Annotated in this window: 5 protein-coding genes; all 5 read right to left on the bottom strand. The window is 58.8% G+C overall.

Annotated features, from left to right (window positions below; all coding sequences use genetic code 11):
* Positions 1 to 71 precede the first annotated feature (71 nt).
* Positions 72 to 7,826, bottom strand: a complete 7,755-nt coding sequence (locus tag CKW23_RS22565; protein WP_074569172.1) for a calcium-binding protein — start codon at positions 7,824 to 7,826, stop codon at positions 72 to 74.
* A gap of 512 nt (positions 7,827 to 8,338) precedes the next feature.
* On the bottom strand, positions 8,339 to 9,130 hold the full coding sequence (locus CKW23_RS22570; protein WP_025262245.1) for a hypothetical protein: 792 nt from the start codon (positions 9,128 to 9,130) through the stop codon (positions 8,339 to 8,341).
* An 85-nt stretch (positions 9,131 to 9,215) separates the two neighbouring features.
* Positions 9,216 to 10,169 carry a sulfotransferase family protein gene (locus tag CKW23_RS22575; protein ID WP_095068375.1) on the bottom strand — a complete coding sequence of 318 codons (954 nt, stop codon included), beginning with the start codon at positions 10,167 to 10,169 and terminating at the stop codon, positions 9,216 to 9,218.
* Positions 10,157 to 10,945, bottom strand: coding sequence for an aspartyl/asparaginyl beta-hydroxylase domain-containing protein (locus CKW23_RS22580; RefSeq protein ID WP_038400075.1), 789 nt, complete (start codon positions 10,943 to 10,945; stop codon positions 10,157 to 10,159). The genes CKW23_RS22575 and CKW23_RS22580 overlap by 13 nt, the downstream gene beginning before the upstream one ends.
* 8 nt (positions 10,946 to 10,953) lie before the next feature.
* A complete protein-coding gene (locus CKW23_RS22585) occupies positions 10,954 to 12,474 on the bottom strand; it encodes a TolC family protein (RefSeq protein ID WP_095068376.1) in 1,521 nt (506 codons plus the stop codon).
* Positions 12,475 to 12,510 lie beyond the last annotated feature (36 nt).

Consider the following 12,510-nt stretch of genomic DNA (forward strand, 5'->3'; position numbering starts at 1 on the left):
GCACCTTCCATGTACTTCTCACACATCGAACCGACCCGCCATCAGGCGGGTCGGCTTTGAGGTCGATGTGCTTACTGCCAGTTGGCTGCAATCACCGAGGACAACTGCTCCTTGTAATTATCCGGCAACGTCAATTGGCCAGCCGCAGGCGGCGAGAATGCAGCCATGGCGTCCACCAGGCCCTGCACCTTACTGTCGAGCAGTGTCTTGCCATTACTGGTCTTGAACTGCTCCACATGAGTCGCCGCCCCCGAGTACCAATCCCTGATGACCAGCGCATCGGAGGTTCCGATGATGCTGACTTCCAGGTTGTTGGACACCTTGCGGAACCAGAGCTGATCGGTCGCGATACCGTCCATGAATCTGGCAACGTCGGTGTTGCCGCTGGTCGAATCGTTCTCGACCAGCGTATCGACGCCATAGCCACGCCCCAGGATATAGGTATCGTTGCCCGCCCCACCGGTCAGGGTGTCGGCGCCGCCGCGTCCGTCCAGCGTGTCGTTGCCGGCACCACCGCTGAGGCTGTTTGCCGCCGCGTTACCGGTCAGCACGTTGGCCAGGGCGTTGCCCGTGCCGTTGAGGGCCGAACTGCCGGTCAGCGTCAGGTTCTCCAGGTTGTTGCCCAGCGTCCAGGTCACGCTGGCTTCGACCGTGTCGGTTCCTTCGTTGGCGTTCTCGGTAATGACATCGCTGGTATTGTCGACCACGTAGGTATCGTTTCCGGCACCGCCGATGAGCCTGTCGGCACCACCCAGACCATCGAGGCGGTCGTTGCCCGCGCCACCGGTCAGGGTGTTGACGGCACTGTTGCCGATGAGGATGTTGTCCAGCGCGTTGCCCGTACCGTTGAGCGCCGAGGTACCGGTCAGGGTCAGGTTTTCGAGATTGGCGCCCAAGGTCCAGGTCAGGCTGGACTCGACCGTGTCGGTGCCCTCTCCCGCATTTTCGGTCAGCACATCGGAGGTTGAATCCACCACATAGGTATCGTCGCCCGTGCCGCCGCGCATCGTGTCGTTGCCGGCACCGCCGTTGAGCCGGTCATTGCCCGCATTGCCGATCAGGGTGTCGTTGCCGGCGCCACCGTTGAGGGTGTCGTTGCCCGAGCGCCCGGTCAGGGTGTCCGCTCCTGAAGTACCGGTCAGCGTCAGGTTCTGCACCGTAACGACGATGTCCAGAACGTCGGACGCGGTCAGGCCGCTCCGGTCTCTGGCCATCACTCTGACGCTGGTGGTGCCGACAGCCGTGCCCGGTGCCGTCCCGGTGAACTGGCGGGTGGAGGCATTGAAGGTCAGCCAGGAAGGCAAGGCGCTGCCATCTGCCAGCGTGGCGCTGTAGGTCAGGCTGTCGCCGCTGTCCGGATCGCTGAAGGCTCCGGCAGGCACGGTATAGGCCAAGGCAGTGCCTTCGGCCACGCTCTGGTCCGCAAGGGCGCTGACCACCGTGGGGGCCCGGTTGGGTTGCGACACGGTCAGGGTTGCGTAGGTACCGGCGGCATAACCGTAGTTGTCCGTGCCCCACAGGATGAACTGCAGGCTTCCCACATCAGAGGCCGAAGGCGTGCCGGACAGTGTCCGGGTCCTGGCATCGAATTTCAGCCAGGCAGGCACGTCGGAGCCGTCGCGCATTTTCACACTGTAGGTGATCGAGTCCCAGACATCGGGATCGGTGATGGTGTTTTCCGCGATGGTGTAGCTGAAGGCGGTGCCCTGGCTCGCCGTCAAGGTCGGCACGTTGGCGTTGACCACCGGCGACTTGTTGTTGGCAGCGCGGCTCACGACCTCCTGCAATCGGGCCTGATCCCAGACCACACCGTTGGCAAACTCCACCCGCTCGATCTTCCGGTCATAGGTCACACCGTTACTGACCGTATTGGCCGCGTAGTAACCCGACAGGGCGATCTGGTCGCTGCTGCCCTTGATCCTCATGAACAGATGCTCGCCCTGCTGGAAGGCCAGCACGTCGTTATCGCTGATGCCCGCACCGAAACGCAGCGTATCGACCGCCGTGATGGCATCGATATTGTCGAGGGTGTCTTGTCCGTCACCCAGGTTGAACACATAGACATCGTTACCGGCACCGCCAGAAAGGAAGTCATTGCCCAGCAAGCCCGCCAGAACGTTATCCCCGGCATTGCCCCACAACCCGTTGGCCAGTTCGTTACCGGTCAGGACCAGATTGGCCGCCCCATCGGAGGCCATGCGTTCGATATTGGCACCGAGCGTATAGCTGACCGTGGTGCGAATGAAATCATCCCCTTCATTCGCCAGTTCGATCACCTGATCGTTGGCGTTATCGACCGCGTAATAGTCGTCGCCCGCACCGCCGAGCATGACATCCGCGCCCTGCCCACCGATCAGCGAATCGTTGCCGGTGCCGCCTTCCAGACGGTCGCTGCCGATACTGCCGTCGAGGTAGTCCGCACCGTCGCCGCCCACCAGCAGGTCATTGCCCGCCTGGCCCCAGATCTGGTCATCGCCGGCACCGCCATAGATGCGGTCATCCTGATTGCGGTAACCCATCAGCGTGTCGTTACCGATGGTTCCCACGGTAATGGCACGTGCCTCGACATCGTTGCCGCTGAGCACGGAGCCATCGGCGAACTCCAGGCGTTCCAGCTTGAAGTGTTCGCTCGGCTCCTGATACCAGTTCTGTACGGTAATGGCGTCAGTGCCGTTGCTGTGGCTGATGAGCAGGTCGTTGCCGGTCCGGGTGAAACTCAGGTTCTGGACGCTGATGCCTTCACCGAAACGCAAGGTGTCAAAGGACGGAGCGATGTTGCTGTAGGCCTGCCCGGCACGCCGCTCGACCAGCAAGTCGCGGCCATCGCCGAGATTGAAGAGGTAGGTATCGTCGCCGAAGGCGCCATAAAGACTGTCGTCCCCGGTGCCGCCGGAAAGAATGTTCGCGTTGCGAATCCACGGATTGCTGTAGGCCTCAAGAACGTCATTGCCCGCACCACCGGACAAGGTGTCGCTGCCCTGACCACGGAGGATGTCCTGGCCATCGCCACCCAGCAATTCGCCACTGCCTTCAAGCAGGTCGTCCCCGCTGCCGCCATCGAGCAGACCGTACCCCTGAAGGGTATCGTTGCCAGCACCGCCCGACAGAGTGTCCAGGCCGCTACCGCCGATCAGCAGATCGTCGCCATTGTCACCATTCAGGGTGTCGTTGCCTGAACTGCCATAGAGCGTGTCATTGCCGTCGCCGCCGTTCACCACGTCATTGCCGTCTCCGGCGTCGACGTAATCGTTGCCTGCGCCCGCCGCGATCACGTCATCGTCAGCATGGCCTAGAATGGCATCGTCTTTTTCGCTGCCTTCGATTGCCTTGAGGCGGATGGCCTCGACATCCCAGGTCGTAGCGTTGTCGAAGACGAACTGTGCGACCGCGGTCGCTCCAGGCTGGCCGGCCTGATAAGAGAACTGACCCTGGATGCGAAGCCGGTCGCCAGTGAGCGGGTTGACGACCAGAAGGTCCATGCCTTCGCGGCGTAGCAGCAGATCGGTCGGGGCTACACCGCTGAAATGCACGCTATCGCCGCCGACGCTGTTGAAAATGGTGTCGTCGCCCCAGCCAGCGGCGAATAAATACTGGTCATTGCCGTCGCCACCGTCCAGGTTGTCATTACCGCTGCCACCTGTGAGCACGTCGTCACCCAGGCCACCCAGCAGAATGTCGTTGCCGCTGCCACCCAGCAACGTGTCGTCGCCATCACCGCCATCGAGGTAATCGTTCCCCTCACCGCCATCGACGCGGTCGTTGCCGGCAAAGGCATACACCTCATCGTTGCCGCCGCGCGCTTCGATCTGATCGTCGCCGGAGTAGGCATAGATCAGGTCGGCGACTTCCGTGCCCTCCAGCGTCAGTTGATGCAGTTGTGTCGGGCTGATGACGGCCACCAACCCATCGCCATAGTGCAGGTGAATACCGCCGGACGGTATTTCGTTGCTGAAGAAGTCAGCGAGAGACAGCAAATCCTGTGGGCTGTCCGGGAAGGAGACATCCAGACTCGTGCCTTTGCGACGGAACACCAGGGTTTCCAGAGGCAAGTCGGACAGGTAAATGGTGACCACATTTTCGTAGGCATCCATGATGATGTCCTGACCACCACCGCGGGCAAACAGGTAGCTGTTGGTGCCGCTGCCGCCGTCGAGACGGTCGTTGCCCTCACCGCCCGCCAGGAAGTCGTCTCCGGCACCTCCGTACAGATTATCGTTGCCGGCTCCGCCCTGAAGCGTGTCGCGGCCAGCCCCGCCATCGAGAATGTCGTCTCCAGCCCCGCCGATCAGGGTGTCGTCACCGACGTCCCCATTTATCCAGTCGTTGCCGTCGCCACCATCCAGCAGGTCGTTACCTTCACCGCCGTACAGGTTGTCGTTGCCAGCCTCGCCGGACAGACTGTCGTTCCCGACACCGCCATCGAGATAGTCCTGCCCGTCACCACCGAACAGGGTGTCGTTGCCGCCGTACCCGGCGATAAAGTCGTCACCGCCCAGACCATTCAGTACATCATTCGTGGCGTAGCCCACCAGTTCATCGTTACCGGCGCTGGCCTCCAGTACCTTGCGCTTGATGTCGGCAATGCCCCAGAGCGTACCGTCCTGGAAGACGATTTCATCGACTGCCGTGCCATTGCCCGCTTCGGCGACGAAATAGCCGTTCAGACGAATGCTGTCATTGGCTGAGGTGGACAGCAGGAGGTCATCACCTGCCCGCCTGGCGATAACCGATGCAGGCGCGATACTGGCTCCAAACATCAGTCGGTCACGCTTGACCTCGGTCGCATCGGCAACGTTGTCGATGACATCATGGCCATAGCCTGCCTCGAATATGTAAGTGTCACTGCCGCGGCCTCCGATCAAGGTATCGTCGCCAATGCCGCCGGTCAGCACATCATCGCCGTCGTCCCCCATCAGCACATCACTGCCAGCCCCACCGGACAGTTGATCGTTACCACCCAGACCATGGATGTTGTCATTGCCGGCCAGCGCGTCGATGGTGTCGCTGGCAGCCGTGCCGAACACCAGATCATCCCCTTGAGTGAGGGCGTTGGCGGTCAACAGCGCCAGTATCTGTTGCTGATTCAGACTGGTTCCGTCAGCCAGGCGGATAAACTCGATGGCACCGAAATCCAGCGAACCATCAAAATTGAAGAAGTTATCGATCTGCAATGAACCTGCATCACTGCCATCGGCATTCCTGACATGAATCCAGACCGTCGTGACATTGCGCGAGAACACCAGATCGCTCTGGGCAATACCGTCGGCAAAGACGATCTGATCCAGGCCTCCCCGATCCAGAATGACGTCGTTGCCATGCCCACGGGCGAAGTGATAGCTGTCATCGCCCCCATTGCCATAAAGCCGATCATCTCCTCCAAGGCCGTAGAAGAGAGTGCCATAGCTCATGCCGTAGAGCGTATTGTTACCGGCTGTGCCTATGAAGCTGGAAAAATCAAAGAAGGCTGCCAAATCGGGGTTGAATGCCGCAATGGTTTCAAAAGCAGCATCGCGCTGGGTCCGGTAAGCAGGGGAATAGGTCCCAAGATCAGTAAGAACTTTAATGACGCCACGGATGCGATCATCCTGCCCGTTGGCAAGCAACACATTCAGCTTGTCCTTTAACGTATTCCAGTCGACAGAAATACTGTGGGCGTCAGAGCCGAAGGCCGTGCGGATAATGTCCAGCTCACTGGCATACTCGGTCTGTGCCAGAATCTGCGCCGCCGTGAAACGCTTGAACTCAAGATACTCGGCCACAAGGATGGGGGCGGCCTGGCCATGCGGATTAGGATCGCGCTCTCCCCAGCACCATAGTCCCATGTAGGCATGACCCACCAACTTCTCCAGAGTGACAAGCTGACGCGCATCCATCACATGCGAATAGATTTTCTGGGGGTCGCGGCTGTAAGGGTCGACATCTTCTGTCCCCGCCCAACGATAGATCAGGTTATCCAGTAACTGGTCGCGACTGTCCGCGTCGGTAGCGGATACGTACTGAGCGAGCAGCGTCTTCAGTTCAGGGTCGAGCACCATGGCCTGATGCAAATCTTGCACCTTGCCAAACCCCTTGGCGTTGGCCAGGAAATAGACATCGTCAGTGAGCGCGATGTCCCCGCTGTTGACGCGTTTGGAGGCGTCAACCTTGAACCAGACATCCGCCGCGGTCGACGCCATACCGTTGGCCAACACAATGGTGCTGACCTGACGATGCTCATGTCCGTGGGCATCGACATGGCTTGAGTCGGTGTAGCCTGTACTGATCGACACCACGCCAGCATCGGTCAGGCTTTGTAGCTCTCCGGCATCACTGGTGCCGTTGCCGTTGAGATCGCGCCAGACCTGCAGCGTGGCATAGGAGGCGTCCTGGGCATTGACCATGCCGTCGCCATTGCTGTCGTACTCGGCCAGCGCCTGATAACCATTCTGGGCCGTCTGGCCATTGTTCAGCAGGCTGTGGTTGCCGAACAACTCACTACCGTTGCTGATACGGCCGTCGCCATTGCGATCATGCACCAGCAGACCGTCGTCGGGGCTGACCCAGCCAGCCATCTCGCTCAGGCCGTCGCTATCGAGATCGAAATAGCTGGCACCGACCGCGAGCGTTTCAATGCCGTCGCCGTCAAGGTCGAGAACAATGGGGGAAGTACGACTTTCGGCATCGTCAGTCTCGGGAGCTTCTTCCTCTTCCTCCTCTTCGTCCTCCAGTTCCAGAGCAATGCCGAGGTCATAGTTCTGGAATGCATTGACGATCAGGCTGCCATTGATGGTCAGGGTGCCGTTCTTGAGCACATAGGTATTGCCGCCACCGTAATAGGTGTCTTCAGGATCGTCCTCTTTGCGTTTGCCGCCGGTGAGTCGCCGATTCTCCAGATAGACTGAGCCCTTGCCGTCCGAGTCGAAGATCACATCGTGAGACTGCGCCTTGTAGATATCAAAACCCGTGCCGCCGTTCAGCGTATCGGAGTCGGAACTGCCTCTGTCGCCGCTTTCACTGCCTTGCAGGATATCGTTGCCTTCTCCGCCTTCCAGCAGGTCGCTGCCATATCCGCCAATGAGTGTGTCGTTCCCGGCGCCGCCATCAATCGTATCGTCGCCTGCATTACCGGAAATGTAATCGTTACCGCCTTCGCCTCGCAGAACGTTACTTCCCGAGTTTCCCAGGATCCGGTTGTCGAGGTCATTGCCTGTTCCATCGACGCTGGCAGTCCCGGTCAGCTCCAGATTTTCAAACTCATCGGCCAGCTTGAACGCGATACTGGACTTGACGGTATCAGTGCCCTCACCCGCCTTCTCGACAACCGTGTCACCTTCGTCATCGACGACATAGGTATCGTTTCCCGATCCGCCGACCATACGATCGGCACCCTTGCGAGCATCGAGTTGATCGTTGCCGTCGCCACCATAAAGTTCATCGTTGGAGTAATTCGTACCATAAAGGGTGTCGTTGCCGTTCCCGGCAATGACCGCAGCACCTTTGTTGATAATCAACTCGGTGACGTTCTTCAGCGCATAAGGATCAATGACACCATTGTTGTTGGTGTCCCGACCGTCATAGACGACATAGCGCCCGTCACTGTCTTCATAGGTAATGATATCGTCAGCCACCAGCCGCCCAAGAAGAGCGGTGAACTGGGCGACAAACCAGGGAGCACCGGTACCCAGCAACAATTTATTTTCGAGGACAATCCGTTCTTTCTCACGACTGGCGGCCTCCAGCGAAGCCCAGTCGGCACTGGTCAGATTCAGTCTGTTGACGACGGTGCCGGTGAACTCTATCGGTACTGTCCGGCCAATACCGGAAGGGTCGATATCCTCTCGGGTCAAGTAGTTGGTCACTTGGGCAAGCGGCCCGCCGCCTACATAATCGAAGTTGTCGTTTGCAGGCTCGACATAAATATTGGAAATGGAACGTGAACCGTCCTCGCCGACATAAAACACGGCATCGGCATTGATTTGATAACCCCCGGTACCGAATACATAAGCACGTTCTGCATAATCGCTTTCATCGACTCCACGGGTATAGCCACTGACCGCCAGGATGCGTTCACCCTGCGCAATGCCATACAAGTCCAGAAGTTCAGCAGTGGTATAGACACCCGGCGGCAGTTTTTTATCGCCATAATCGTCACTGGCGAGGAACCTGCGAACAATCCTGAACTCTTCGATGCCCACGAAACGTCCCGCTCCGGTGGTCATGTACTCGTTCATATCGACGTAGACGGGATCGCCTTCGGCATCTTTGGGACGAATCAGCTTTTCGTCCTTGAGATTGCCAGGCGGCGTATCCTGATTGAAAAGGTATCTCGATACAATTTGTTGACTGGTCGGCATGCTCATCATTTATCCCCTGAGTTGATTCTTTTTATGTGGCGTGTTCCTGTTCCACTGTCGCTTTCTTCCGTCAGCACAGCTCCGCACCCCGATGAAACAGCCAGGGAAGTGTGAGTGGCAAACCCTCTGGAAATAGACGCCAAGGTACTGTTCCAGGCCAACTCTTTAATATGCTGGTAACGCTCTTCGGTTTGACTGTATTTGTCAGTCCCGCAGCATTCGATCGTGACGAAGGTAGAGGTCACCTTGTAGAAGTGACTTCTGAAGCCTCTTACCCTGTCGTACACACTCAACTGATCACGTAGCAGAGGTGAATCCTTGACCCGCACAACATCCCGGGAAAAGGTAAACGTCGACGAGCCACCCCGATGGTCGAAATAGCTCACCAACACAAACGGCGGGCGAGGATAATCCACTGCAACCTCTTCCCTGAGCGGCGCGATGGTTTTTATTTCAAAGTTTTCTACAAAAGACTTTCCATTGTTTTTTGCAGCCTGAATGATCCGGACAAGATCATACTTGCCATTGTCTTCAACAAGCCCTGTCTTTAAAAAATCATTACCGTCGTGTTTTTTGTAACTATAACTATTATCCACTTCCAGTCTGACCAGACTCTCCAGAAACCGCTGCCGATGCTCTTCATCACTGAGCATCCTTCCCTCTGCCAGGCAAAGAACAGCATCGCTCCAGACCCACTGATAAACAGAGAAACCGCCCGGTACTGCAACGAGCAGGCATACGACGGCCACGACGATGAATCTTAAGTCTTTCCACAGTGTTCTTTTGCGCGCAGCCATACCTGTATTTCCCGTTGAAAATCCACAGCCATGCCGGGGAAGAAGGATCCCTGGTCAATTCCGAATAGGTGTAGCGTTAGCTGGCTTATGCTGGCCTGCAGGAGCGGCGCTCACTCCTTGAGACTTCAAGTGCGTCGTAGGACGCTCTTGTACGGTATTCAACCCGCTCCCTGAGCCGTTCGGTTGCTTCGCGTTGCTTGTCCTGGCTGTCGGCGACAAACGCCTGAGCGGGCTGTTTGGCGTGTCGGCCTGCGGCTGAAAGCGCCTTGTTGCGTTGGGGCGTATCAAGGCCGAAGAAGTCTGCCAGATAGCCGTCCATCACGCCGGGTAATTCACGGTAATTCAGTGGCAGGCCATTGAGGGCACGGCAGTGTTCCAGGCCAAGCTCGAGCGTTCTGCCCAGTCGCTGGGCGATATAGTCTTCACGGGAATAATCCTGACTTTCACCATCCAGTGAGCTGCGGCCAATGAGATCGGGCACCATGTGCATGCCTGCACGGCGGATGTGGGAGACGGCAATTTCCAGCGGTTCCCGGTACACGAACATCCACGGCACTTGAGGAAAGCACTCGCGCAGCAGCGGCAGTTCGCCGATGTTCCACGCGTCCAGTTTGATCACCAGTTTCTGCTCGGTGCCGCGACGAGTCTGGCCATAAGCGGCGAGCAGCCCACGCAAGGCTGCCTTACGCACGGCGGGATCAAGCGCGCCTCGTAGCAGCGCATCGAGTGGCGGTGGTTCGGAAATCACTATCGCTTCATCGAGTTGGGCCAGCATCTGGCCGATCAGGGTCGAGCCGCAACGCGAGGCGTGATAAACGAACGCAGTGGGTTCAATGGCAGGCAGTTTCCATTCACACAGCACGGCAAGGGATGTTTCACGACGGAACGCCTGGTTGAAAGGCAGGCGCAGCGCTTCGTCCACGGCATCGCGAAAGAAAGGTTGATCGAGCTTGCGGTCACCAAACCAGCACCAGTCCACCCGCCATGCTTCAGCTTCCTGCCAGATGCGGATGGGCAGCCAGTCTTTCAGGCTGTCCATTGTCGGTTCCATTGATTGCGCCCCTGACGCATCGCGGCGCGTATGTCTTCACGACCGAAATGCAGGCCGCGCTCGGCACCCAGCGCCAGGGTACGGGTGATGAAAGCCTCGCTGTCCGGTTCGTCCTGCAAGATGCGACACAACCGGGAATCGCACTCCAGCAAGGCCCTGAACTGTGCAAAGGCTTCAACTGCACGGCCTTGGCCAGCAGGTGGGGTTGTGGATAAACCGGCTTCGATCTTCTGTTCAAGCCAGGCATTGGGGCGGCAGTCGAGCACCAGATGAACACGCTCTTGCTGCCCCCAGTTATCGACGCTGTGGGGGCGGGCCAGATCGAGAAACCAGCACTCGCCCGCATTCATCGGGATACGCTGGCGGTCCAGCATGAAGTCCACGTCCGGCGAGCTGAGCAAGGGGATGTGCAGACGACGATCAGCCTTTGGACCACCGAGGTCGTAGTCGCGGTGTTCGTGGATTCGGCTACCCGGCCCGAGACGCAGTAAGCGGGCGCTGCGAATATCCAGCGGCAGGTCGCGCAGGGCAGTAGCCCAACGGTCGTCGGTTCGCCATGGATCTCGGGAGATGGGTTCGCCTGCACCTGAGGACAATTCGGTCAGGGCATCAACAGCGGAAATCAGCGCGACACCGGACCACTGCCCTTCGTAGTAACCGGCATTGAAATGCGCGGCCCAGGCCGTATCGGCAATACGCGAGAGCGCCTGTAACAGCAGAGGCAAATCCACTGTTACAGGCAGGCGGGAAAAGGCCGGAAGCACGGATACGCTTACTTGGCCTGAACTTCAGCCGCTTTCACAGGCTCTGCGATATTACCCGCCGACCATTGGTTTTCACGGGAAGCCAGGGCACCTGCGATCACTTGAACATCGGTCGAAGGCAATTGCTCCGGCAGTGGATCAAGCCCGGCGCTGGCGAAGATCTGGCCATAGGCATTACGCAGGTCGGCGTAGGCCAGGTCACGGCGCAGGTCGGCTTGCAGGGTGTTGAGTTCGCCCTGGATCAGGTCCAGTTCACCAATGCCTGCGGCCTTGTAGCGGTTGCGCAGTTGACCGACGATTTCACCGTCGATGTTCGACAGTTGCTGGCTGGTCTTGAACTGACGCATGGCTTCGCGATAGTTGGCGTTGGCCACGTAAAGCTGGGCCAGCACGGCAATCGACATCGCCTGACGACGCGCGGCTGCGACTTCTTCACCGGCCTTGGCCACGTTGATGGCCGCAGGTGCGGAAATCACGTTGAACAGGTTCCAGGTGACCTTGACGCCCATGTCGGCCCATTTGTCATTGACCAGGAAGGAGTTGCTGTCGTAATGGCCGCCAGCAGAGAATTCCAGGCCCGGCAACAGGCGCAGCATGGCTTTGCGGGTTTCGGCAGAGCTGATACGGGTCTGGTAATCCTGCTCGCGCAGTTCCGGACGGGTAGCCAGGGCTTCGTGTTCCAGCACGCTCATGTCGACTTTCAGTTCCGGGATCGAGTAATCGTCCGGAGTCGCCAGGGTCAGCTCACTGCCAAGAGGCAGGTTGATCAGGGTTGCGAGTTCGGTCTTGGCCAGCGACAACGCCTTGCGCTGCTCTTCAAGCTGGCGGGTCGCCTGGATCAGCGAGCGCTGATAGCTCAGTGCCTGAACAGGATCGCCGACGCGCTGCGCGCTCATTTTCTGGCTGTTGCCCTGAGCCTGTTCGACGCGGGCCATCAGGCTGTCGATCTGCTTGAGCAAACGTTCGGCGGCCACTGCACGCCAATAGGCCGAGCGCACGTCCTGAACGATGGTGTTGACGACCTTGCGGCGGCGTTCCTGAACGATCAGGCGCTGGTCGCCCTGCTGCTTGGCGCTGATGTAGCTGACGCCGAAGTCGAGTACGTTCCAGACCATGGTGAGGTCGGCGACGCGGCGGCTGCGATCCTGGGAGGTCGAAGGTTCCAGGGACTGGGTGCCGGTCTCGACACTTTCACTGCTGGACGCGCTGACGTTGCTACGCCCGGCGTAACCTGCGGACAGGGCCATGCGTGGCAGCATGTCGAAGCTGGCAAGGTCCAGCTGACGCTTGGCCAGGGCTTCTTCCATGATTTTCAGGCGGGCTTCAAGGTTGTACTTGACCGCACGAGCCATGGCCTGGTGCAGGGTCAGAGGGCCGTTCAGTGGCTCCTGATCCTTGTACATCAGTTGCAGATCGCTTTGTGCGCGTTGCTCACTGACGCTACGGTCGATTGGCTTGCTGGTGACAGCACAACCACTGACGACCAGCGCCAGCAGGCTGACACTGAATAACTTCTTACTTCTTTTCATCCGTTCGACCGCCCCTGACTACCCATTCTTTTTTAT

Origin of the sequence: Pseudomonas sp. Irchel 3A18 (assembly GCF_900187465.1) — a bacterium.
Taxonomy (GTDB): Bacteria; Pseudomonadota; Gammaproteobacteria; order Pseudomonadales; family Pseudomonadaceae; genus Aquipseudomonas; species Aquipseudomonas cichorii.